The sequence below is a fragment of the Pseudolabrys sp. FHR47 genome, from assembly GCF_005153485.1.
GTDB lineage: Bacteria > Pseudomonadota > Alphaproteobacteria > Rhizobiales > Xanthobacteraceae > Pseudolabrys.
This window is the reverse complement of sequence record NZ_CP039740.1, coordinates 2340183-2363722: the sequence shown is the minus strand read 5'-3', so window position 1 is coordinate 2363722 and position 23540 is coordinate 2340183. Positions and strand designations below refer to the sequence as shown.

The window sequence follows — 23540 nt, the reverse complement described above, 5'->3', positions numbered from 1 at the left end:
GCGCCATCCTTGACCCCCCTCCGAGCGGGTCTTAAGACCTTGGACCGCCACGAAGTCCGACCCCGATGATCGTCCTGATCGACAATTACGACAGCTTCACCTTCAACCTCGTCCATTACCTGGGTGGGCTGGGGGCGGACGTCGTCGTCCATCGGAACGACAAGATCACGGTCGATCAGGTGATGGCGATGGCGCCGGAAGGCATCGTGCTCTCCCCCGGCCCCTGCACGCCGAACGAGGCCGGCATCTGTCTTGACCTCATCAAGACCGCCGCGCCGACCATCCCGATGTTCGGCGTCTGTCTCGGCCACCAGGCCATGGGCCAGGTGTTCGGCGGCAAAGTTATCCGCGCGCCGCAGATGGTGCATGGCAAGGTCTCCGAGATCAGCCACGACGCCACGGGCGTCTTCCGCGGCATCAACGGCCCGTTCAAGGCGACGCGCTATCACTCGCTCATTGTCGAGCGCGGCTCGATGCCGGCCGAATTGCGCGTCAATGCGCAGACCGCCGACGGCCTCGTCATGGGCATGGCGCATACGTCGCTGCCGCTGCATGGCGTGCAGTTTCATCCCGAAAGCATCGCGTCCGAGCACGGCCATCTGATGCTCCGCAATTTCCTGGAGCTGGCTGCCGCCTGGAACAAGAAACAGGGCCGCACGACGGCCTCGCCCGGCGCCACGCGCGAGCCGGCGCATCTGGCGAGTTGAGGAGACGACCGTGGCCGACGAATTCAAATCGCTGATTGCCAAGGTCGCAACCGGCGCCAGCCTCTCCCGCGACGAAGCGGCCAGTGCCTTCGACCGCATGATGTCGGGGGAAGCGACGCCCTCGCAGATGGGCGGTCTTTTGATGGCGCTGCGCGTGCGCGGTGAAACGGTTGATGAGATCACCGGCGCGGTGACGACGATGCGCGCCAAGATGCTCGGCGTGAAAGCGCCCGCCGATGCGGTCGATATCGTCGGCACGGGCGGTGATGCTTCCGGCTCCTACAACATTTCGACCTGCGCCGCTTTCGTGCTGGCCGGCGCCGGTGTGCCGGTCGCCAAGCACGGCAACCGCGCGCTGTCATCGAAATCCGGCTCGGCCGATGTGCTGATGGCGCTCGGCGTCAAGATCGACCTGACGCCCGAGCAGGTTGGCAAATGCGTCGCCAAAGCCGGCATCGGCTTCATGTTTGCGCCGTCGCATCACCCGGCGATGAAGAATGTCGGCCCGACCCGCGTCGAGCTCGGTACCCGCACCATTTTCAACCTGCTCGGACCGCTGTCGAACCCGGCCTCGGTGAAGCGGCAGATGATCGGCACCTTCTCCAAGCACTGGGTCGAGCCGATGGCGCAGGTGCTGAACAATCTCGGCTCCGAGAGCATCTGGGTGGTGCATGGCTCCGACGGCCTCGATGAGATCACCACCGCGGGCCCGACCACGGTTGCGGAACTCAAGGGCGGCAAGATCCGCACCTTCGAGATCACGCCGGAGGACGCCGGCCTGTCGCGCTCCAAGCCGGACGCGCTCAAGGGCGGCGATGCCGACACCAATGCCAAGGCGTTGCTCGATGTACTCAAGGGCAAGCCGGGGCCGTTCCGCGACGTCGCCATTCTCAATGCCGCGGCGGGACTCATCGTCGCCGGCAAGGCCAAGGACCTCAAGGAAGGCGCGGCGATGGCGGCGCAGTCGATCGATTCCGGCGAAGCCGAGGGTCGGCTTGACCGCCTGATTGCGGTATCCTGCGCCACGGAGGAGTAATTCCACTTGGCCGATATCCTGAAGAAGATCGAAGCCTACAAGCGCGAGGAAATCGCGGCGGCCAAGCGCGTGCGCTCACTGGCCGACCTCGAGGCGCAGGCCAAAGCCCTGCCCGCGCCGCGCGGCTTCCAGCGCGCCATCGAGATGCGGATCGCCGCCGGCGACTACGCGCTGATCGCCGAGATCAAGAAGGCGAGCCCGTCCAAGGGGCTGATCCGGCCGGATTTCGACCCGCCCGCACTCGCCAAGGCCTATGAGGCCGGCGGCGCGACCTGCCTTTCGGTTTTGACGGACGCGCCGAGCTTCCAGGGCAAGCCTGAGTTCCTCACCGCCGCCCGCGAGGCGACCACGCTGCCGGCGCTGCGCAAGGACTTCATGTTCGAGCCCTACCAGTGCGCCGAGGCGCGGGCCTGGGGCGCGGACTGCATTCTGATCATCATGGCATGCCTCGATGACGGCGCCGCCGCAGAACTGGAAAGCGCAGCTTTTTCATATGGCATGGACATTCTTGTTGAAGTTCATGCAGAAGATGAGCTGGAGCGCGCCCTCAAGCTGAAATCACGCCTGATCGGCATCAACAACCGCGACCTGCGCACCTTCGAAACCTCCCTCACGGTCAGCGAGCGCCTCGCGCCTCTCGTGCCCAAGGACCGCGTCATCGTCGGCGAGAGCGGGATCTTCACGCCCGCCGACCTCGCCCGGCTGGAAACCGTCGGCATCTCGACCTTCCTGATCGGCGAAAGCCTGATGCGGCAGGCCGACGTCGCCGCCGCCACCCGCGCCTTGCTCGCCCGCCCCAGCCACGCCGCCGCGGAGTAGAACGATGGCGAAAGCGAAGGCCGCCAGGAAACCTGCCAAGGTCACCGCGAAGCCAAAGCTCAGCCATATCGATCGGACCGGCCAGGCCAACATGGTCGACGTCTCGGCCAAGGCGCCGACTGAGCGCGTTGCTGTGGCCGAGGGCCGCGTCATCATGCGCAAGGAGACGCTCGACACCGTCATCGCCGGCAATGCGATGAAGGGCGATGTCCTCGGCGCCGCCCGTCTCGCCGGCATTATGGCGGCCAAACATACCCATGGCCTGATCCCGCTCTGTCACCCGCTGCCGATCACCAAAGTGACGGTCGATATCTTCCCCGAGCACAGCTTCCCAGGTTTCCTGGTGCAGGCGACCGTCAAGGTCACCGGCAAGACCGGCGTCGAGATGGAGGCGCTGACGGCGGTGTCGATCGCTTGCCTGACCATCTACGACATGGCCAAAGCCATCGAAAAATCGATGCGCATCGAGGGCATCCGCCTCTTGGAAAAGACCGGCGGCAAGTCAGGCCCCTACAAGGCGGAAGCGTAACAATGCCCCTCATGCCGGTCTCCGAGGCCTTGGCGCGGGTGTTGGCCGATACCCAGCCGCTGGGCATCGAAGAGGTCGCCCTGAGCGACGCCCAGGGCCGCGTGCTGGCAGAGGATGTCACCGCGCTGCGCACCCAGCCTCCGGCCGACGTGTCGGCGATGGACGGCTACGCGGTGCGCGCCGAGGACATCGCCACACCGCCGGCGACGCTGACGGTGATCGGTGAAGTCGCCGCCGGCCATCCTTTCGCCGGCCTCGTCGAGACGGGCCAAGCTGCGCGCATCTTCACTGGCGGCGTACTCCCCGATGGCGCCGACACCGTCGTCATCCAGGAGCTTACCCGCCGCGACGGCGACAAGGTCACGGTCGAGAAGACCGCCATCAAAGGCCGCAATGTCCGCTACGCCGGCATCGATTTCAAACAAAGCGAGGTCCTGCTTGAGAAAGGCCGGGCGCTGACCGATCGCGACCTGATGCTCGCGGCCGCCATGAACCACCCGCGGCTGCGCGTTCATCGCCGGCCCGTCGTCGCGGTGCTCGGCACTGGCGATGAACTGGTCATGCCCGGCAGTGAGCTCGGCCCCGGCCAGATCGTCTATTCCAACGGCTTCGCACTCACAGCGCTGGCACGCGCCGCCGGCGCCGAGGTGATCGATCTCGGCGTCGCCCGCGATACGCTCGATGACATCGGCGGCCGCATTCGAAAGGCGCGCGAAGCCAAGGTCGATGTGCTGCTCACCAGTGGCGGCGCTTCGGTCGGCGACCATGACTTGGTGCAGAAGGCGCTGAAGGCCGAAGGCCTCGATCTGTCATTCTGGCGGGTCGCGCTGCGCCCCGGCCGGCCGATGATGCACGGCCGGCTCGGCGCCATGCATGTGCTCGGTGTGCCGGGCAATCCGGTGTCGTCCTACGTCTGCGCCTTCCTGTTTCTGCTGCCGCTGCTGCGCAAGCTTTCCGGCCGCAGCGACATCGAGACGCCGCCGGAATCCGCCATCCTTGGCCGCGATCTTCCAGCCAATGACGACCGCGCCGACTATCTGCGCGCCACGCTGGAGTCCGGCCCCGATGGTCCGATCGCGACGCCGGTCCAGAATCAGGATAGTTCCCTGATGGCACCACTCTCGCAGGCCGGTTGCCTGTTGATTCGGGAGCCGCAAGCCCCTGCGGCTAAGGCCGGCAGCCGCTGCCGCATCCTTAAGTTCGGGTTTTAGCGGCCTCTCGACTTGTTCACGCCAAATTAAGTGGTTGCGGAACACATATCGAACAGATAGTGTCCGTTCATGCTTTGTTTCGGATGATTCCGCGCCAATCAGGCTTTGCGGGATCGGCCGCGACCGGGAGACCCACGATGCTGACGCGCAAACAATTCGAACTCCTGCGGTTCATCCACGAGCGGCTGACCGAAACCGGCGTGCCGCCCTCCTTCGACGAAATGAAGGATGCGCTGGATTTGCGCTCCAAGTCCGGCATCCACCGCCTGATCACCGCGCTGGAAGAGCGCGGCTTCATCCGGCGCCTCGCCAACCGCGCCCGCGCCATCGAGGTGATCAAGCTGCCGGACTCGGTCCAGCACGGTCTCGGCGGCGGCAACGGCCGCGTGCGTGGGTTCAACCCGAGCGTCATCGAGGGCAATCTCGGCAAGGCGCGCCCCGTGGTCACGGAAGACGACGCGGCGCGGCCGATCTCGGTACCGGTCATGGGCCGCATCGCCGCCGGTACGCCGATCGAGGCGATCCAGCAGCGCAGCCATGTCATCAACATGCCGCCGGAGTTGCTCTCGACCGGCGAACATTTCGCGCTGGAAGTGCGCGGCGACTCGATGATCGACGCCGGCATTCTCGACGGCGACATTGCCCTCATCCGCCGCTCCGAGGCCGCCGATACTGGTGACATCGTGGTGGCGCTGATTGACGACGAGGAAGCCACCCTGAAGCGTTTCCGCCGCCGCGGCGCCTCGATCGCCTTGGAGCCCGCCAACGCCTCCTATGAGGTGCGTATCCTGCCGCCCAATCGTGTGCGCATCCAGGGCAAGTTGGTGGCGATGTTCAGAAGGTATTAGCTCGGTCATTCCGGGGCGCGCTGAAAGCGCGAGCCCGGAATCCATACACACTGACCGGGATTATGGATTCCGGGTTCGCGGCCAAAAGGCCGCGCCCCGGAATGACAGCCTCAATCCCCCGCTTCCAGATCTTCCGTTCGCGGCGTGGCATCCGGCGCATTGCGTCGGATGTTTTGCGTTGAGGCATCGGCCGCCGGGACCTTGCGCGCTCTCGCCCATGGCCGGTCCTGCGTTACTGGCCGCGCCACTTCCATATCGAAACTGTCGCCTTTGACGTAGAGCGCCGCAGCGCCATGGCGCTGCCAGGCCGGCCGGTCGATGAGCATGGCCTCGCAAGCGCGGGGCGCCGTCCGCGAAGACAGGACCACAGTGGCGCGCGCACAGTCTTCGGCAAAAGCCTCGACAGACGACGCGAAGGCCACGGTGCGCCCATCGCGCAATGTCGCCGTGCAGCCAATGGCGTCGCAGCGAACGCCATCATCCGGTTTCGTACCATCGGTGCCGCGCATGTCGCCATCGGCCGAGAGCCATTCCTTGACCGCGAAGCTGTCGCGGCCACGCTGCAGGAAAACCAGATGTCCGGACGCGCCACGCACGGCCGCGGTCTGGCCGTCGCCGGCAATCAAGACATCCGGCTGCGGCGTCGCCAGCGCCCAGACCGCGGAGACGACGACACAGGCCGCACCGCTCCAGCGCAGTGGCGAGCGCAGCAGACAGAGCAGCAGCAAGCCCAGCGTCACCAGAAGCAGCGGCCCGACGCCGAAGGCCGGCATCGGCCCCACCGCGCCGGGCAATTGCGTCACCCAGAGCGCGACCGCGATCATCCAGTCGAGGCCGAGGCCCATGAGCTTCCAGAACACGGCATCGAAGCCGAACGGCATGGTCAGCGCGCCGGCAATGCCCATGGGCATCACCACCACCGACACGACCGGCATGGCCAGAAGGTTGGCGATGACGCCGTAAGGCGCGATGCGGTGAAAGTGGAAGGCAGCGAACGGCGTGGTCGCTAAACCGGCCACCAGCGAGGCAAGGATCAGTGCGGCGATTTCTCGCCCGCCCCACAGCGCAATGCGTGCCGCGAGCGGGCTGTCGGCGCCCGCCTGCCAGCGCAGCGAGGTCTGATAGAGCGCGACCAAGGCGAGCGTTGCGGCAAACGACATCTGGAAGCTCGGATGCACCAGAGCTTGCGGCGTCAGCGCCATGACAATCAGCGCCGCCACCGTCAGGGTGCGGAATGTGATCGCCGGACGATCGGCCATAATGCCAACGAGCACGATGGCGACCATGATGTAGGAGCGCTGGGTGGCCACTTCGGCACCGGACAACATCAGATAGAACGTTGCCGCCCCGAGCGCGCCAAGCGCCGCCCATTTCTTGATAGGTCGCGTCAGCGCCAGCGACGAAACCAGCGCCAGCACGGCGCGGATGACAAAGAACACCATGCCGGCGACCACCGCCATGTGATAGCCGGAGATCGACAACACATGCGCCAGGCTTGAGACGTACATGGCGTCGTTGACAGCGGGCGATATCGCATCGCGCGTGCCGGTGATCAGCGCCGAGGCGATCGAGCCGCGATCGCCCGGCAGAATCGCACGAATTCGGTTGTCCATGCTGTCACGCAGGCCGTCGAAGAAAGTTGCATAGGACAGCCACAAACCAGGCTTCACGGGCGCAGCTTCTTGGCGAACACGGCCAAGCACATAGCCGGAGGCGCCGATCTTTTGAAAATAGAGATCGCGCGCGAAGTCGTAGCCGCCGGGTCGCAGGGGCTCGAGGGGCGGCGCCAGATATGTCTTGAACGCCACGAACGTACCCACCGCCGGCGCCGTGCTCTTTCTTACCGAGACGCGTACCCGCTCCGGTATTTCCGTGATGCGCGGTGCCTCAAATTTGTGAACCCGCACGACGATGCGGTCGCTCTTGGCCCGCTCCTCGCGAATCTCGACGAAGCCCGACACCTGCGCGCTCCAGGTCGCGCTGCGCAGGATCGGATGGTCGATGCGTGCGGTGTTGAGTGTCGCGATACCGAAGCCGGCTGCGAAAGCGGCAAGCCCCAGCGTCAGCGGAAAACCAAAGGGATGCTTGCGCGCCGCATAGGCGATCGCAAGCGTCGCCATACAAAGTCCCGACGCAGCCCACCAGGCCGGTTCGCGATCGGCGGCAAAGTACGCAGCGATGCCGGTGCCGAACGCAACCGGCAACCAAGGCAGCAGACGGCCCGGTGCCACTTCGGCGGCGGTCCAGGACGCCAGAACTTTGCCGGCTTTTTCGCTGAAGGCATCGAGCCAGCCCGGCCAGACGCCGGCACGGCGGCCGGCGGCGGCGGCGAGACCTGCTGCAATCGCTTTCGAACGGCTTTTTGGCGGACTGGCCACGCAACGCCCCCCGGCACAACCGGGATCAGGCTATCGCAGCCATGGGTTGCAGATTAGGGGAACGGTTGTGAACGTTCTCGGGGAAAGCGTACTTAGCCGCCTATCGGGCCACACCTACCCCTTCGCCACATCCTTGGCGTAGGTGTCGCGCAGACCGATGGTGCGGTTGAACACGAGCTTGCCGGGCGCGCTGTCGCGGTCGAGCACGAAATAGCCCTGCCGCTCAAACTGGATCGCTTCGCCGGGTTTGGCTTCCGCCAGTGCCGGCTCGAGACGCGCATCGCTCAAGACTTCCAGCGACTGCGGATTGATGCCCTTGGCAAAGGTCTCGGGATCGGCGCTGGGCGCGGGATCGGTGAAGAGCTGATTGTAAAGCCGCAGCTCCGCCGGCACGGCATGCTCGGCCGACACCCAGTGGATGGTCGCCTTGACCTTGCGGCCGTCCGGCGAATTGCCGCCCTTCGATGCCGGATCGTAGGTGCATCGCAGCTCAGTGACGTTGCCGGCCGCGTCCTTCACCACTTCCTTGCAGGTGACGAAATAGGCATAGCGCAGGCGCACCTCGCGGCCCGGCGCCATGCGAAAGAACTTCTTCTCGGGCACTTCCATGAAGTCGTCACGCTCGATGTAGAGTTCGCGCGTGAACTTGAGTTTGCGCGAGCCCTGCGCCGCGTCGTCAGGGTGATTGACGGCCTCGATCTCCTCGCCCTCGCCTTCCGGATAGTTCTCGATCACGACCTTCAAAGGCCGCAGCACCGCCATGCGGCGCGGCGCCGTGCGGTTGAGCACCTCGCGGATCGAGAAGTCGAACATGGTGAGGTCGACGGTCGAGTTGGCCTTGGCGACGCCGACGCGCTTGATGAAATCGCGGATGGCTTCCGGCGGCACGCCGCGGCGGCGCAGGCCGGCAATGGTCGGCATGCGCGGATCGTCCCAGCCCGAGACGTGCCCGCCTTTGACGAGACCGTTGAGGATACGCTTCGACAGCAGCGTATAAGTGATATTGAGCCGCGCGAACTCGTACTGATGCGGCTGCGACGGCACCGGCAGGTTCTGGATGAACCAGTCATAGAGCGGCCGGTGATCCTCGAATTCGAGCGTGCAGACCGAATGGGTGATGCCTTCGATGGCGTCGGACTGGCCGTGGGCGAAATCGTAGGACGGATAGATTTTCCAGGTGTCGCCGGTGCGCGGGTGATGCGCGTGGATGATGCGATAGAGCACCGGGTCGCGCAGGTTGATGTTGCCGGAGGCCATGTCGATCTTGGCGCGCAGCACGCGTGCGCCATTGGGGAACTCACCCGCTTTCATGCGCGAGAACAGGTCGAGGTTCTCTTCGACGGAACGGTCGCGGAACGGTGAGTTCTTGCCGGGTTCGGTCAGGGTACCGCGGGCCAGACGCATCTCCTCCTGGGACTGGTCGTCGACATAGGCCTTGCCGGCCTTGATGAGGTCGACGGCCCAGCCATAAAGGCGGTCGAAATAATCCGAGGCGAAATAGAGGTGCTTGCCCCAGTCGAAACCGAGCCAGCGCACATCGCGCTCGATGGCGTCGATGTATTCCTGCTCCTCCTTGGCCGGGTTGGTGTCGTCGAAACGCAGGTGGCAGCGGCCGCCGAATTCCTCGGCGATGCCGAAATTCAGACAAATCGACTTGGCATGACCGATGTGCAGGTAGCCGTTCGGCTCCGGCGGGAAGCGGGTCACCACCTCCGCGATCTTGCCGGCGCCAAGGTCGCCCGCCACGATGTCGCGAATGAAGTCGCGTCCCGCGCCTTCTTCGCCTGCCGCCACCAATTCTCCCGGCACCTTGTCGTCGCTCGCCATGCTGCTCTCTGAACCTGAAAAATCCGCCGCGCGGCACCCCGTCCGGGACGGCCCAGCGCTCCCAATGACGTGGCCGTAACCGTTATGTCAAATGCCTTGGCACCGTTGGCCAAACCTGTGGTAGAGGGCGCGCGATGAACGCCCCCGTAGTCACCCGTTTTGCGCCCTCTCCGACCGGCTTCCTCCATATCGGCGGCGCCCGCACGGCTCTGTTCAACTGGCTTTATGCGCGGCATTGCGGCGGCAAGATGCTGCTGCGAATCGAGGACACCGATCGCGAACGCTCGACCGATGCGGCGATCGCCGCCATCATCGACGGTCTGAGCTGGCTCGGCCTGACCTGGGACGGCGAGCCTGTCTTCCAGTTCTCCCGCGCCGCCCGCCACCGCGAGGTCGTCGAGCAGTTGCTGGCGCAGGGCCGCGCCTATCGCTGCTACGCCTCGCCCGAGGAACTGACGGCCATGCGCGAAGCCGCGCGCAAGGAAGGCCGCTCCAAGCTCTACAACGGCCTGTGGCGCGACCGCGACGCCTCGGAAGCCCCGGCCGGCATCAAGCCGGTCATCCGGCTCAAGGCGCCGCTTTCCGGCGAGACCGTGGTCGAGGACCAGGTGCAGGGCCGCGTCGTCTGGCAGAATTCCGATCTCGACGACCTGGTGCTGCTGCGTTCGGACGGCACGCCGACCTACATGCTCGCCGTCGTGGTCGACGACCACGACATGGGGGTTACCCACATCATCCGCGGTGACGACCATCTGACCAATGCCGCTCGCCAGAAGCAGATCTACGAGGCGCTCGGCTGGTCGGTCCCAGTCATGTCGCATATTCCACTGATCCACGGGCCGGACGGCTCCAAGCTGTCGAAGCGACATGGCGCGCTGGGAGTCGATGCCTACCGGGCCATGGGCTACCTGCCGGCGGCCATGCGCAACTACCTCGTCCGGCTCGGCTGGTCGCATGGCGATCAGGAAATCTTCACGCCCGAGGAAATGGTCGCCGCCTTCGACCTGCCGGCCATCGGACGCTCGCCCGCGCGGTTTGACTTCGCCAAGCTGGAAAACCTCAACGGCCACTACATCCGCTCGACGCCCGACGCCGATCTCATCAAGGCGCTGGAGGACCTGCTGCCGCATATTGCCGGGGGAGATGTCTTAGCCGGCAAACTGACGGCCGACCTCCGGGAGAAGCTGCAGCGCGCCATGCCGGGTCTGAAGGAGCGCGCCAAGACCCTGATCGAACTCTTTGAGGCATCTCGTTTCCTGTGGGCCGACCGGCCGCTGGAGATCACCGATCAGGCCAAGGCCTTGCTGACCCCCGAGGCGCGGTCCCTGCTCGCCCGGCTGGTGCCGGCGCTCGAAAAGGTCACCGACTGGAATGGTCCGGCGATCGAGGCCGTCATACGCGGCTTTGCCGAAACCGCCTCGGTCAAGCTCGGCGCCGTGGCACAGCCCCTGCGCGCGGCGCTGACGGGCAAGACTACCTCGCCGCCGATTTTCGACGTGCTCGCCGTACTCGGCCGCATCGAGAGCCTGGCGCGGCTGCGCGAACAAGCGGCGGCTTGAACCGCCATACGGGCCGGACGGCTTTTTTACGCCGCGTCAATCTTTTGCTCACGCCTTTCATGCCCATATGCCGGGCAGCCCATGCGCCTGCCCGATCTTGCAGCGCACACACGGATGGGCTACCGAAATGAAAAGCCGGATGCCGTCCTTCCCCAGGCACCGTTCCATCCGGCTCCGAGGTTCAAGAACAAAGCGCTTCGCCGCTGCCAATCCGAGGGCTCGACCATGGACGCCAAAACGGACGCCAACAAAGCAACCGGCTCGATCACCGTCGGTAACAAGAATTTCGACATGCCCGTCTACAAGGGCACCATCGGGCCGGATGTGCTGGACATCTCCAAGCTCTATGGCCAGAGCGGCATCTTCACCTACGATCCCGGCTTCACCTCGACGGCGAGCTGCGAGTCGAAGATCACCTATATCGACGGCGACGAGGGCGTGCTGCTCTACCGCGGCTATCCGATCGACCAGCTCGCCGAGCACGGCGACTTCCTCGAGACCTGCTACCTCCTGCTCTACGGCGAACTGCCGACGGCGGCACAGAAGGCCGATTTCGACTATCGCGTCACGCGCCACACCATGGTGCACGAACAGATGACGCGCTTCTTCCAGGGCTTCCGCCGCGACGCGCATCCGATGGCGGTGATGACCGGCTCGATCGGCGCGCTGTCGGCGTTCTATCACGACTCCACCGACATCTCGGACCCGACGCAGCGCATGATCGCGTCGATCCGCATGATCGCCAAGGTGCCGACGCTCGCCGCGATGGCCTACAAATATTCGGTCGGCCAACCCTTCGTCTATCCGCAGAACGATCTCGACTACGCCACCAACTTCCTGCGCATGTGCTTCGCGGTGCCGGCTGAAGAATACAAGCCGAACCCGGTGCTGGCGCGCGCCATGGATCGCATCTTCATCCTGCACGCCGACCACGAACAGAACGCCTCGACCTCGACGGTGCGTCTGGCCGGCTCGTCGGGCGCCAATCCATTCGCCTGCATCGCGGCCGGCTGCGCCTGTCTGTGGGGCCCGGCACATGGCGGCGCCAACGAGGCGGCGCTCAACATGCTTTCCGAGATCGGCAGCGTCGACCGCATTCCGGAATTCGTGCGGCGTGCCAAGGACAAGAACGACTCGTACCGCCTGATGGGCTTCGGCCACCGCGTGTACAAGAACTACGATCCGCGCGCCAAGATCATGCAGAAGACCTGCCACGAGGTCCTCGCCGAGCTCGGCATCAAGGACGATCCGCTGCTCGACGTCGCCATGGAGCTCGAGCGCATCGCGCTGCACGACGAGTATTTCATCGAGAAGAAGCTGTACCCGAACATCGACTTCTATTCGGGCATCACGCTGAAGGCGATGGGCTTCCCGACCACGATGTTCACCGTGCTGTTCGCGGTCGCCCGCACCGTCGGCTGGATCGCGCAGTGGAAGGAAATGATCGAGGACCCGAAGCAGAAAATCGGCCGTCCGCGCCAGCTCTACACCGGCGCGACCAACCGGGACTACGTGCCGATCTCGCGGCGCAAGTAGGCCGCTTCGTTATCGACGACAATCAAAGGCCGGGCCGAGCGCCCGGCCTTTTTTATGGCTGGCCGCCGTCACCTTCAAACCATCTCGCCGATAGCCTTGCGGAAGCGCGTCAGCGCCACGCCGAACAGCACGCCACCAATGGCAGTCAGCGCCAGCAACTGCGGCCACACGACGGACAGGCCGCTGCCGCGAAACAGAACGGCTTGCGACAGCAGGACGAAATGTGTCGTCGGCGCCACGAGCATGATGTCACGCACCAGCACCGGCATGTTTTCGCGCGGCGTAACGCCGCCCGACAGCATCTCCAACGGCACAATGACCAGAATGACGATCAGCGCGAATTGCGGCATCGAGCGCGCCATGGTGGCGAGGAATATCCCGAGCGAACACGTCGCGAACAGGTTGACCGCCGCTGCGGCCAGAAACAGCGCCACCGATCCCTGGACCGGGATCGAGAGTATCCCCTGCACCACCAGCGCCAATGCCACCGCGCAGCTAACCAGCACGACGAGGCCCATCGACCAAATCTTGCTCGCCATGATTTCGAATGGCGTCACCGGCATTGCCAGCAGATGCTCAATGGTGCCGTGCTCTCGTTCGCGGATGAGCGCAGCTCCGGTCAGGATGATCGACAACAGCGTTACCTGGTTGATCACCTCGATGATGGCGCCGAACCAGGATTTGTTCAGTGACGGATTGAAGCGCATGCGTAGTTCAAGATCGATCGGCAACACCGTTTCCGCGCGGTAGCGGCGCAGGAATGCCGCCGTCTCCGTGGCAATGATGGTCTGGATATAGCCAGCGCCGGTGAAAGCCTGGCTGATGCGGGTCGCGTCGACATTGAGCTGGATGGCCGGATGCCGTCCCGCCAGTGCGTCGCGTTGAAAGTTCGGCGGGATATCGACGGCGAAAGTGGTCGTACCATGATCCATCCGAGTGTCCATCTGCGCCGTCGTGATCCGTGTCGGCGCCGTAAAGTACGGCGGATAGAATGCGGACATCAGCCGCGTCGACAGCGCCGAACCGTCTTCGTCGACGACATCGATCGGCGCCTTATTGAGCGTCTCCGGCATCGCTGTCGCCGCCGTGTAGATGGCAAGCGTGAAGGCATAGACGATGAGGCCGACCATGAACGGGTCGCGCATCAGGCTGCGCATCTCCTTAATGCCGAGCGTGACGATGTTGGACAGCCTCATCGCTCAGCTCTCCTGCTTCTTCAGCAGCAGCGCACAGACGCCGAGCAGGACCGGGATCGCCAGCAGCAGCGGCACGAACATCGCCTGCAGGTCGGTGAAGTGAAGCGCCTTGGCGAAGGTACCGCGGGAGATGATCAGGAAGTAGGTCGTCGGATAGACCGAGCCGATGAAGGCGCCAATGCCCTGCAGCGACGAAACCGGATCGATAAATCCCGAGAATTGTGCGGCCGGAACGAGAGTCGCAACCGCCGTGCCGAAAATGGCAGCCACCTGGCTGCGCATGAACGATGACATGACGAGACCCATGGCGGTTGCCGCGATTACATAGAGAAACGCGCCGACGGCCAATGCAGGAAAGCTGCCCTTCAGCGGCACGCCGAACACGGTCACCGCCATGAGCGTCAGCAGGAGGAAATTGAACATCCCGAGCACCACATAAGGGATCTGCTTGCCTAGCAAGAACTCCAGCCGCGTCGTTGGCGTCACATAGAAATTGATGACCGATCCAAGCTCCTTCTCGCGCACCACACTGAGCGCGGTGAGCATCGACGGAATGAGCAGCAACAGCATCGGAATGACCGCCGGCACCATGGCAACCAGGCTCTTGACGTCGGGATTGTACCGGTAGCGAAGCTCGATGTTCACGGGACTTGCGTCGGCGCCTTGCTGGGTCAGCCATTGCGTATGGAGGGCCTTCACATAACCCTGCACGGTTTCGGCGCGCATCGGCATGGCGCCGTCCGCCCAGGCGCCGATGGCAACCGGCCGCCCGCGCGCGACGTCGCGGCCGAAGCCAGGCGGAATTTCGATGGCCAGCGTCAGCTGCCCGGCACGCATGCGCCGGTCCAGATCGGCGTAGTCCGTGATCGGCGGCCGCTCCAGGAAATAGCGCGACCCGGCAATGTTGATCGTATAATTCTGGCTCGTCGTCGTCTGATCGCGGTCGAGCACGGCAAACGTCAGGTTTTCGACATCCATGGAGATGCCGAAGGCCATGATGAACATCAGAATCACGGTGCCGACCAGCGCCAACGTTGCCCGCACCGGGTCGCGGCGCAATTCCAGCGCCTCCCGCCGTGCATAAGTGAACATCCGTTGCGGATCGAACCGGCGGCTCTTTCGCCGCTCGGCCGGCGTAACCGCCTCTGTCGTCAGAGGCGTAACGGGAGGCTCTTCGACGACGTCTTCGAGGTAACCGATAAACGCTGCTTCCAGACTTCTCGCCTTCCGCGTCTGGACCAAAGCTGCGGGAGTATCGCTGGCCAGAACCTTGCCCGCATGCATCAGCGAAATGCGATCGCAGCGTTCCGCTTCGTTCATGAAATGAGTGGAGATGAAGATGGTGACGCCGTCGTTGCGCGAAAGGTCGATCAGGGTCTGCCAGAAAGCATCACGCGCCACCGGATCAACGCCTGAGGTCGGCTCGTCGAGGATGAGGAGTGGCGGCGCGTGGATCATGGCCACGGCGAGCGACAATCGCTGGCGCTGTCCAAGCGGCAAGTTGCCCGGCAGGACGTCCATGATGCCGGTCAGCTCAAAGCGCTGGGCCACATTCTCGACGCGGGCCGGTATCTCGTCGGGCGGCAGCTGGAACAGTCGCGCATGCAGTTCGAGATTCTGCCGCACCGTCAGTTCGCCGTAGAGCGAGAAACCTTGCGACATGTAACCGACCCGGCGGCGTGTCTCCAGGTCGTTCGGATTGAGGGGCTGCCCGAAGAGCCGCGCTTCACCCTCACTCGGCTCGAGAAGCCCCGTCATCATCTTCATGGTCGTGGTCTTGCCGCACCCATTGGAGCCGAGGAACCCGAAGATTTCCCCGCGAGGAATCCGAAAGCTGACATGATCGACGGCGACGAAATCGCCAAAGCGCATGGTCAGGTCGCGCGCCTCGATGGCTACTTCGCCATGATCCGGTGGCAACGGTTTAAGTTCGACCGCGCGATGGCCGCGCCGTTGCTCGTCCGGCAGCAGGCTGACAAATGCGGCTTCCAGGTTGGCGGCCTGCGTTCGCTGCAACAGATCATCGACCGTGCCCTCGGCCATGACGCGGCCGGCGTTCATCGCGATCAACCAATCGAAACCGGCGGCCTCTTCCATATAGGCCGTGGCGACGATGACACTCATGCCGGGACGGCTGACCCGGATGCGATCAATCAGCTCCCAGAACTGGCGCCGCGACAATGGGTCGATGCCGGTCGTCGGTTCGTCAAGAATGAGCAGGTCGGGATCATGAACCAGCGCGCAGCAAAGGCCGAGCTTCTGTTTCATGCCGCCCGACAGCTTGCCGGCGGGACGGTCGAGAAACGGCGCAAGGCCAGTGCTCTCGGTCAGCGCGGCAATCCGGCGCTCGCGCTCGGCCGCGCTCTGCCCGAACAATCTGGCGAAGAAGTCGATGTTCTCTCGAACCGAGAGCATCGCATAGAGGTTCTTGCCGAGCCCTTGCGGCATGTAGGCAATGCGTGGGCAAACCTCGCCGCGGTGGCGAGCTTTCGCCATGTCGCCGCCGAACACCTCCACGTCACCGTTTTGCACGCGGCGTGCCCCGGCAATGAGCGCCAAGAGACTGGATTTGCCTACGCCGTCGGGGCCGATCAGACCAACCATGCCGCCGGACGGAAGATCGAGAGTAATGCCATCGAGCGCCCGCACCGTGCCGTATCGCAGCACTACGTCCCGCAGCCGGGCGACCGGCACGGCGCTTTCCCGGTTCATTGCGGCAGCCTGGCCTCGAGCTGGGGTGGCCATTTCGTATCGGCATTCAGCCGCACATAGGCGGTTCCCGGCAGGCCCGTCTTGACCTGACGGATGTATTTCCGCAGCAGTTCCGGCGCGATTTTAGCCTTGATACGGAACATCAGCTTCTGCCGTTCTTCCGCCGTCTCGACGGTCTTCGGCGTGAACTGGGCGACATCGGCGACAAAGGTTGCGCGCGCAGGCACGACATATTGCGGGATGGCGTCGAGGATCAGATGAACCTCGCTGCCGATCGCGACGCGGCCGGCGGTTTCCGTGGACAGAAAGAACGTCATGTAGACGTCGCTGAGATCGACCATGTTGAGAACTTTGCCGCCCGCCCCCAGCACTTCTCCCGGCTGCGCGACGCGATACTGAACCCTTCCGTCACGCGGCGCGACCAGCGTGCCATCCGCTATATCGGCCTTGATGCGATCAACGGTCGCCTTGGCGGCATCGACTGCGGCCTCGGCGTCGATCACCTGCGCCTGCGCCGCACTTATCGCAGAATCGAGGGCCGCCGCCTGCGCTTCCGCCGCACTGACCGCAGCCTTTGCTCCTTCGTAGCGGGCCCGGTCGTTGTCGAGACTTTCAATGGAGCCGCTGCCGGACTTGGCGAGTTGTTCGGAGCGATCGAAGCGCCTCTGCGCGGCGTCGAGCTCGGCGTTGCGCTGAGCGATCACCGCGGTGGCGGCCTGCTTCTCCGCCCGGCGCTGCACCACCTGGCTGCGCGCCGTGTCGATCGCGATGGTGGCGCGCCGCACTTGCGCCTGCGCCTCGCGGAGCTGCGCTTCGAGGACGTCCGTATCCATCCGAGCAAGGATCTGGCCCGTGGTGACGAAGTCGCCTTCGTCGACCATGACCTCCCTGAGACGCCCCGGCGTTTTCGCCGCGATGTCGATCTCGGTCGCTTCGATCCGGCCGTTGGCGCTCGCGATCCCTGGAGGCAGCGGCGAGGCATTGAGCCAGTGCCACAGCCCATAACCACCGCCGACGATCGCGACGGCAATTACGGCGATCAATGTTCTTGTCTTATTCACGTTGCCAAGCCCTGTCTTGCCGCTCGCCACCGGAAGCACGTTTCGCTTGCGACCCGGCCTTATGTTATTGCTTAGCCTGGTCACCGAACAGAAATGTTGACCTACCGCAACGCTCGGTCCGTCAGCGTTAATGCGACGGTCGCCGTGCGTTGGAGTAATAGCGAAGCGATGAGACGTCGTCGCGTATGTGAATTGGAAAGTCGGCTAACGCACCGGCGCCAAGGTCCATTTCGTCCACCAAAACTGAAATTATTCTAGTTCTAAGCTATTGATATCACGGCAATAAATGTCTTGTCGGCGTTTCCGGACCGGGTTACCTGTCGCCAATAGTCATTCGTTCGAATGGGGCAGGCAATGCAGACGCGGTGGCGGGCGTTCGGATCAGGTCTTTCGACAAAGAGCATAACGTCGATGCTGAGCCGAACCGTCAGCATGGCGGCATTGCTAATGGTGCTTGGGCCCGTGGTGTTTGGGTCTGCCGCGCATGCGCAATCCGCGCCGACCGTCAGCCTGGACACCATCGAAGTCAACGCCACGCGGCGAGCGGACTCGTCGTCCGATACCGAGGACTATGTCGTCAAACGCTCGACGACCGCGACGAAGACGAACACACCGTGGATCGAAACGCCGCAGTCAATCAGCAGCGTCACCAGCGATCAGATGCGCGACCAGAAGCCGGCGACCTTCGCAGAAACCGTGCGCTACTCGGCCGGAGTCAAAGGCGAGACCTTCGGCTCCGACTATCGCAATGATTGGTTCCTGCTGCGCGGCTTCACCTCGCAGAACGAGGCAATCTTCCTCGACGGCATGCAGCTCTTTTACACCTCTTATGCGAGCTGGAAGCTGCATCCTTATGCGCTCGACCGCGTCGATGTTCTGCTCGGCCCGTCCGCGGCGCTTTACAGCGGTGGCAGTCCGGGCGGCGTTATCAATGCGACCAGCAAGCGGCCGCCGATGACGGCCCAGCACGAAATCGAGATTGGCGTCGACAACTATGGCAACCGCCATGTCGGTTTCGATATTGGCGGGCCGCTGGCGGTCGCGTCCGATTACGGCAAGTTTTATTACCGGCTGACCGGATGGGCCCAGGCGGGCGACACCCAGACCGACTACACCAAGAACGACGTCTATTTCATCAATCCGGCGTTGACGTGGAAGCCAAACATGAACACCACGTTGACGCTGCTGGCGTCGATCTCGCGGACCAAAACCAACGGGCTCAACTTCTTGCCCTATGAAGGCACCGTTACGGCCGCGCCCTATGGCCGCATTTCGACGTCACGCTTCACCGGTGAGCCGAGCAATGACGAACATCGCCGAGACCAGCAGATGGTCGGCTACCAGTTCGAAACGGCATTGTCCGACAGTGTCACGTTCCGGCAGAATGCCCGCTACGCTCATGACGATGTGCATCTGACCCAGGTTTATGGAGTCGGCTACGCGACCACGGCCGCCGCCGCGAACCTCGCCCGCTTCAACTTCTGGGACAACCCGACGGCCAACCAGTTCAATCTCGACAATCAGCTCGAATACAAGTTTCGCACCGGACCGCTGTCACACACGGCATTGGTGGGTGCCGACTTGAAGTACTACACCATCGACGACTACGGCGTTTTTGCTGGTGCGACGCCGCTCGATCTCATCAATCCCGTTTATACGCCCACCGCCAGGGCGAGCGGCGCGCCGTTCCAGGACTATTACCTCACGCAGCGCACCGGCGGGGTCTACGGCCAGGATCAGATCAAACTCGGCCGAATGATCGTGACGCTCAGCGGTCGCTACGATTCTGTTCGCACCGAGAACGACAACCACATCGGCGCCGACCAATCCCGGAACGACGGCCGCTTCAGCGGCCGGGCCGGCCTCAGCTATCTGCTGCCAGGCGGTGTCGCCCCGTATGTCGTATACTCCACGAGTTACAATCCTGTGATCGGCACCAATTCGGTCACGAACCAGCTGCTCGAGCCCGAGACGGGTCGGCAGACCGAAGTCGGCGTCAAGATCGAGCCGTCCTGGTTCAACGGCCATTTCAGCGCCGCCTATTTCGATCTCGCCCGCCGCAATGTGCTGACGACCGATCCGGGCAACCCGTTGCTTTCCACGCAGACCGGCGCGGTCAAATCGCGCGGCTGGGAATTCGAAGCCGTCGCCACGCCTTTGCCGGGGCTGAAGCTCAAAGCCGCCTACACCATGTACGACATGGAGACGACGGAGGATCTCAATCCAGCCAATATCGGCAAAATGCCCACCGGCGTTCCCGAGCAGTTCGGTTCGATTTGGGCGGACTACACGCTACAGTCAGGCGTACTCGCCGGTTTCGGTTTCGGCGGCGGCGTTCGCTATGTCGGATCGAGTTGGGCGGATACGGACAATACGATGCCAGTGCCGTCCTACACGCTGGTCGATGCCACCGTGCACTACGAGATCAAGGGTTGGCGCGCCGCGATCAATGTCGTGAACCTGTTCGACAAGACTTATGTCGCGTCCTGTTCGTCGCCCTCGGCCTGCTACTACGGCGAACGCATGCGCACGACCGCCAGCCTCGCCTACCGCTGGTAGCTGCCATGCAGACAAGAACAATCCGCGCCTGGTCATTCGTCCATACCTGGACCAGCCTCATATCGACGCTGTTCATGTTGTTACTGTGCGTGACCGGTCTGCCTCTGATCTTCCATGAGGAGATTGACGATTTCCTGCATGAGACCGTGCCGGCGGCGAAGGTCGCGCCCGGCACGCCGGCGGCCGATCTCGACAAGGTCATCGCCAACGGTATGGCCAAAGCACCGGGCGAGTTCCTGCAATTCCTCATCTGGGACCGCGACGATCCGAATGTCATCTGGCTCAGCGTCGCCAAGGCGCAGGACGCGCCCTCGGAAAACAACCGTTCCCTGCGCATGGATGCGCACACCGCCCAGTATCTCGACGCGCCGCCGGCGGACGGGCACCTCACCTATTATCTGTTCAAACTGCATGTCGATCTGTTCGCCGGCCTGCCAGGCAAGCTGTTTCTCGGCTTCATGGGCTTGCTTCTCGTTGTCGCCATTATTTCCGGCGTGGTTGTCTACGCCCCGGCCATGCGAAAACTCGATTTTGGCACCGTGCGAAAGACGAAATCGCGCCTTCTCAAATGGCTCGACATCCACAACCTGCTCGGTGCAGTCACCATCGTATGGGCCGTGGTGGTCGGATTTACCGGTGTCATCAACACCTGGGCCGATCTCGTCCTCAAGCTGTGGCAAGTCGATCAATTGACCGGGATGGTCGGGCCCTACAAGAGCGCGCCGCTACCGCAGAATTTCTACAGCATCCAGAAGGCCGTCGACACGGCGCAGGAAAAGCTGCCGGGCATGGTTCCTTTTTTCATCGCCTATCCGGGCACGGCGTTCACGAGCACCGCGCACTATGCCGTGTTCATGCGTGGCGACACGCCGCTGACATCGCGGTTGTTCCAACCGGTCCTGATCGATGCGACAAACGGCAGCTTTGCCGATACGCGGGTCATGCCCTGGTACGTTCAGACCTTGCTGCTGTCGCAGCCGCTCCATTTCGGCGATTACGGCGGCATGCCTTTGAAGATCGTCTGGGCCGTGCTCGACATCCTGACGATCGTCGTGCTGGGGAGCGGGCTCTATCTGTGGGTTGCGCGGCGTTTTGGCCGGCGGCGCCTCAGCCAAGCCGTCGCGGTTCCTGCTGAATGACCGGCAAGACCCGTCGAAAACCGCAGTCACTCAAACAGATCTTCGCCGTCCCAGCCCTGATCGGCGTCCTGAGCGGGATCGGGCTGGTCGCGGCGCTGCTGGACGACGGCTGGTGGGACATCGTTGGTTGGTCGAGCCTTGGCATCGCCCCTCTCATTGCGACCGGCTACCTGCTGAGGCGCGACCGCGCTCCTTGACGGTTCAAGCCAGCCAACTCAGCCAATAGCGACAGGCCGTCCCTGCTCGGCCGACGCCAGCATCGCTTCGATCAGCCGCATCACCTTGAGCGACTCACGGCCACTCGATTCCGGCTCGCGGTTATTGTCGATGGCGTAGAGGAAATCGACGATCAGACCCTTGTGCGCGTCGTTCGGGAACGCCATCGGGTCGGTGCCGCCGCTCTTCGACGCCGCACCTTCGTGATGCGCATGGCGGCCATCCTTGAAATAGATGTCGAGCGTCTCGGCGTTCAGTACCGCGGTCGCGTTGGTGCAGGCGAGTTCAAGCTTTTCCGGGAAGCCCGGATAGGACACGGTGGTCGCGTCGATAGTGCCAATGGCGCCGTTCTTGAACTCAATGGCGCCGGCGACGATGTCCTCGGTATCGATCTTGCGCAGCGGCGAAGTTTTCGCAAAGGCGGTGACTTTCGCGATCGGCCCGGTCAGGCTCTGGAACAGGTCAAGCGTGTGGATCGCCTGCGTGATGAGAACGCCGCCGCCGTCGCGTGCCTTCATGCCGCGGCCAGGCTGGGCAAAATATTCCGGCGTACGCCACCAGCGAATAGAGGCCGAGGCCGACACGAGTTCGCCGAGTTCGCCGCTTTGTACGGCGGCGCGCAGTTTCCGCGAGGCGTCACGGAAGCGGTGCTGCAGCATCACCGCGAACTTGCGGTCGGCCTTGTCCATGGCGGCGACCTGTTGCTCGCCGCGCGCGCTGGTGAAGTCGATCGGCTTTTCCAGCAGCACATGCTTGCCGGCGACGGCGCATTGCTCGACCAGTTCAAGATGTGACATCGGCGGCGTCAGCACGAAAACGACATCGATCGACTTGTCGCCGAGGATCGCGCCGAGGCTGTCGACGACGGGATGTTTGTTGGCGGCGGCAAAGGCCTTGCGGCGCTCGGCCGACGGCGTAAAGCACGCGGCGATTTCGACGCGGTCGGACAACTCTTCGAGGCTCTTGAGATGCGGCTTGAGCGCCATGCCCAGCCCGATGACGCCGACGCGATGCTTCGCCACGAGCTCTCCTCCGCAGACGTTCGTCCCTTGCCGCGGCGTTAATCGCCGCTGGCCTTTCGATCAAATTATCGGCTTAACGCCTAGGCGTGGCCGGCATTGCCGCTGAGCTTCGGCGCCAGTTGTGCGGCCTTGGCACCGTCATAGGCCCACTGCACATACACGCCGGCCCAGGTAAAGCCGCCGCCGAACGCGGCGAACACCATCTTGTTGCCGGCCTTCAACTGCGGCTCGTAATCCCACAGGCACAGCGGGATGGTGGCATTGGTGGTGTTGCCGTATTTGTGGATGGTCACCATCACCTTGTCCATCGACAGGCCCATGCGCTCTGCGGTCGACTCGATGATGCGCTTGTTGGCCTGGTGCGGCACCAGCCAGTCGATCTGATCGCCACGCAGATTGTTGCGGGTCATGATCTCGCCGGACACTTCCGCCATTTTGGCGATGGCGAACTTGTAAACCGCGGCGCCTTCCTGGTGCACGTAGTGCAGGCGCTTGGCGACCGTGTCGGCCGAGGCCGGCATGCGTGAGCCGCCGGCCTTCTGATGCAGATGAATGGAGCCGGATCCGTCCGAACGGATCAACGCGTCCATGATGCCGTAGCCCTGATTGTTCGGCTCGAGCAGCACGGCGCCGGCGCCGTCGCCGAAGATCACGCAGGTGGCGCGATCCTGATAATCCATGATTGACGACATCTTGTCGGCGCCGACGACGATAACTTTCTTTGCGGTGCCGGTGGCGATGAACTGCGACGCGATGGTCAGCGAATAGAGAAAGCCGGAGCAGGCCGCCTGCACATCGAACGAGCCGATATTGTTGATGCCGACCATGTCGCAGATCAGGTTCGCGGTCGACGGAAACTGCATGTCCGGCGTCGTCGTCGCGCAGATCAGCAGGTCGATCTCTTCCGGCCTCGTGTTCGTCTTCGCGAGCAGGCCGCGCACGGCCTCGGCGCCCATGTGCGACGTGCCGAGACCCTCGCCCTTGAGGATGTGGCGCTCCTTGATACCGGTGCGCTCGGTAATCCAGGCGTCGGTGGTATCGACCATGCGCGCGAGGTCGGCGTTGGTCAAAAGGTCCGGCGGCACATAGCCGTGGACAGCGGTAATCGATGCTCGGGAGGGCACAGGCACTGGGTTGTTTTCCGCTCGGGCCTCAGGAATCGAAATCTCGGGCCGGGACAGGCAA

Annotated in this window: 18 protein-coding genes; 11 read left to right on the top strand and 7 right to left on the bottom strand. The window is 63.7% G+C overall.

Features of this window, described 5'->3' with window-relative positions; translation table 11 throughout:
* The first annotated feature begins 65 nt into the window (after nucleotides 1-65).
* The 6 genes from E8Q40_RS11670 (at nucleotide 66) to lexA (ending at nucleotide 5150) form a co-directional block, all read left to right on the top strand.
* On the top strand, nucleotides 66-707 hold the full coding sequence (locus tag E8Q40_RS11670; RefSeq protein WP_137044724.1) for an aminodeoxychorismate/anthranilate synthase component II: 642 nt from the start codon (nucleotides 66-68) through the stop codon (nucleotides 705-707).
* A gap of 10 nt (nucleotides 708-717) precedes the next feature.
* Nucleotides 718-1743: an anthranilate phosphoribosyltransferase gene (gene trpD / locus E8Q40_RS11665; protein ID WP_137044723.1), complete on the top strand. Its 1026-nt coding sequence runs from the start codon at nucleotides 718-720 to the stop codon at nucleotides 1741-1743.
* Between the two features lie 6 nt (nucleotides 1744-1749).
* Complete coding sequence (trpC, locus tag E8Q40_RS11660; RefSeq protein ID WP_137044722.1) at nucleotides 1750-2562, top strand: indole-3-glycerol phosphate synthase TrpC; 813 nt, start codon at nucleotides 1750-1752, stop codon at nucleotides 2560-2562.
* Nucleotides 2563-2566: 4 nt separating this feature from the next.
* Nucleotides 2567-3091: a cyclic pyranopterin monophosphate synthase MoaC gene (gene moaC, locus E8Q40_RS11655; RefSeq protein WP_137044721.1), complete on the top strand. Its 525-nt coding sequence runs from the start codon at nucleotides 2567-2569 to the stop codon at nucleotides 3089-3091.
* A 2-nt stretch (nucleotides 3092-3093) separates the two neighbouring features.
* Complete coding sequence (glp, locus tag E8Q40_RS11650) at nucleotides 3094-4302, top strand: gephyrin-like molybdotransferase Glp (protein ID WP_137044720.1); 1209 nt, start codon at nucleotides 3094-3096, stop codon at nucleotides 4300-4302.
* A gap of 137 nt (nucleotides 4303-4439) precedes the next feature.
* Nucleotides 4440-5150 (top strand): transcriptional repressor LexA, encoded by a 711-nt coding sequence (gene lexA / locus E8Q40_RS11645; protein WP_137044719.1) that lies wholly within the window; start codon nucleotides 4440-4442, stop codon nucleotides 5148-5150.
* Between the two features lie 110 nt (nucleotides 5151-5260).
* Here lexA and E8Q40_RS11640 read toward each other — a convergent pair whose 3' ends face one another.
* The gene (locus E8Q40_RS11640; RefSeq protein ID WP_137044718.1) at nucleotides 5261-7528 is read right to left on the bottom strand and encodes a ComEC/Rec2 family competence protein; all 2268 of its coding nucleotides are present in this window, start codon (nucleotides 7526-7528) and stop codon (nucleotides 5261-5263) included.
* Between the two features lie 114 nt (nucleotides 7529-7642).
* Entirely contained in the window at nucleotides 7643-9355 is a 1713-nt protein-coding gene (locus E8Q40_RS11635) for a glutamine--tRNA ligase/YqeY domain fusion protein (protein WP_137044717.1), read from the bottom strand.
* Nucleotides 9356-9489: 134 nt separating this feature from the next.
* Between E8Q40_RS11635 and gltX the strand changes: the two genes are divergently transcribed.
* A complete protein-coding gene (gltX, locus tag E8Q40_RS11630; RefSeq protein ID WP_137044716.1) occupies nucleotides 9490-10914 on the top strand; it encodes a glutamate--tRNA ligase in 1425 nt (474 codons plus the stop codon).
* A gap of 225 nt (nucleotides 10915-11139) precedes the next feature.
* Nucleotides 11140-12450, top strand: a complete 1311-nt coding sequence (gene gltA, locus E8Q40_RS11625) for a citrate synthase (RefSeq protein ID WP_137044715.1) — start codon at nucleotides 11140-11142, stop codon at nucleotides 12448-12450.
* Nucleotides 12451-12524: 74 nt separating this feature from the next.
* Here gltA and E8Q40_RS11620 read toward each other — a convergent pair whose 3' ends face one another.
* Genes E8Q40_RS11620 through E8Q40_RS11610 form a run of 3 tightly spaced genes read right to left on the bottom strand, consistent with a single transcriptional unit; the run spans nucleotide 12525 to nucleotide 17419 of the window.
* Nucleotides 12525-13646, bottom strand: a complete 1122-nt coding sequence (locus E8Q40_RS11620) for an ABC transporter permease (RefSeq protein WP_137044714.1) — start codon at nucleotides 13644-13646, stop codon at nucleotides 12525-12527.
* A 3-nt stretch (nucleotides 13647-13649) separates the two neighbouring features.
* A complete protein-coding gene (gene rbbA, locus E8Q40_RS11615; protein WP_137044713.1) occupies nucleotides 13650-16358 on the bottom strand; it encodes a ribosome-associated ATPase/putative transporter RbbA in 2709 nt (902 codons plus the stop codon).
* The gene (locus tag E8Q40_RS11610) at nucleotides 16355-17419 is read right to left on the bottom strand and encodes an HlyD family secretion protein (RefSeq protein ID WP_137044712.1); all 1065 of its coding nucleotides are present in this window, start codon (nucleotides 17417-17419) and stop codon (nucleotides 16355-16357) included. The genes rbbA and E8Q40_RS11610 overlap by 4 nt, the downstream gene beginning before the upstream one ends.
* 411 nt (nucleotides 17420-17830) lie before the next feature.
* On the opposite strand from E8Q40_RS11610, the gene E8Q40_RS11605 reads away from it, so the two are divergent.
* The 3 genes from E8Q40_RS11605 to E8Q40_RS11595 are packed head-to-tail and all read left to right on the top strand — an operon-like array spanning nucleotide 17831 to nucleotide 21314.
* Nucleotides 17831-19978 (top strand): TonB-dependent siderophore receptor, encoded by a 2148-nt coding sequence (locus tag E8Q40_RS11605; RefSeq protein ID WP_168197810.1) that lies wholly within the window; start codon nucleotides 17831-17833, stop codon nucleotides 19976-19978.
* Between the two features lie 5 nt (nucleotides 19979-19983).
* A complete protein-coding gene (locus E8Q40_RS11600; RefSeq protein WP_137044710.1) occupies nucleotides 19984-21117 on the top strand; it encodes a PepSY domain-containing protein in 1134 nt (377 codons plus the stop codon).
* Nucleotides 21114-21314, top strand: a complete 201-nt coding sequence (locus tag E8Q40_RS11595) for a hypothetical protein (protein ID WP_137044709.1) — start codon at nucleotides 21114-21116, stop codon at nucleotides 21312-21314. The genes E8Q40_RS11600 and E8Q40_RS11595 overlap by 4 nt, the downstream gene beginning before the upstream one ends.
* An 18-nt stretch (nucleotides 21315-21332) precedes the next feature.
* Here E8Q40_RS11595 and E8Q40_RS11590 read toward each other — a convergent pair whose 3' ends face one another.
* Both E8Q40_RS11590 and E8Q40_RS11585 read right to left on the bottom strand, forming a co-directional pair.
* Nucleotides 21333-22355: a Gfo/Idh/MocA family protein gene (locus tag E8Q40_RS11590; protein WP_137044708.1), complete on the bottom strand. Its 1023-nt coding sequence runs from the start codon at nucleotides 22353-22355 to the stop codon at nucleotides 21333-21335.
* A gap of 80 nt (nucleotides 22356-22435) precedes the next feature.
* On the bottom strand, nucleotides 22436-23485 hold the full coding sequence (locus E8Q40_RS11585; RefSeq protein WP_246662809.1) for a beta-ketoacyl-ACP synthase III: 1050 nt from the start codon (nucleotides 23483-23485) through the stop codon (nucleotides 22436-22438).
* Between the last annotated feature and the right edge of the window lie 55 nt (nucleotides 23486-23540).

Excerpts from the sequence above, each read along its gene's own strand:
- moaC (WP_137044721.1), top strand. The coding sequence starts at position 2,567 with ATGGCGAAAGCGAAGGCCGCCAGGAAACCTGCCAAGGTCACCGCGAAG.
- E8Q40_RS11600 (WP_137044710.1), top strand. The coding sequence starts at position 19,984 with ATGCAGACAAGAACAATCCGCGCCTGGTCATTCGTCCATACCTGGACC.
- E8Q40_RS11605 (WP_168197810.1), top strand. The coding sequence starts at position 17,831 with ATGCTGAGCCGAACCGTCAGCATGGCGGCATTGCTAATGGTGCTTGGG.
- rbbA (WP_137044713.1), bottom strand. The coding sequence starts at position 16,358 with ATGAACCGGGAAAGCGCCGTGCCGGTCGCCCGGCTGCGGGACGTAGTG.
- lexA (WP_137044719.1), top strand. The coding sequence starts at position 4,440 with ATGCTGACGCGCAAACAATTCGAACTCCTGCGGTTCATCCACGAGCGG.
- E8Q40_RS11635 (WP_137044717.1), bottom strand. The coding sequence starts at position 9,355 with ATGGCGAGCGACGACAAGGTGCCGGGAGAATTGGTGGCGGCAGGCGAA.
- E8Q40_RS11620 (WP_137044714.1), bottom strand. The coding sequence starts at position 13,646 with ATGAGGCTGTCCAACATCGTCACGCTCGGCATTAAGGAGATGCGCAGC.
- gltX (WP_137044716.1), top strand. The coding sequence starts at position 9,490 with ATGAACGCCCCCGTAGTCACCCGTTTTGCGCCCTCTCCGACCGGCTTC.
- E8Q40_RS11595 (WP_137044709.1), top strand. The coding sequence starts at position 21,114 with ATGACCGGCAAGACCCGTCGAAAACCGCAGTCACTCAAACAGATCTTC.
- E8Q40_RS11670 (WP_137044724.1), top strand. The coding sequence starts at position 66 with ATGATCGTCCTGATCGACAATTACGACAGCTTCACCTTCAACCTCGTC.
- glp (WP_137044720.1), top strand. The coding sequence starts at position 3,094 with ATGCCCCTCATGCCGGTCTCCGAGGCCTTGGCGCGGGTGTTGGCCGAT.
- gltA (WP_137044715.1), top strand. The coding sequence starts at position 11,140 with ATGGACGCCAAAACGGACGCCAACAAAGCAACCGGCTCGATCACCGTC.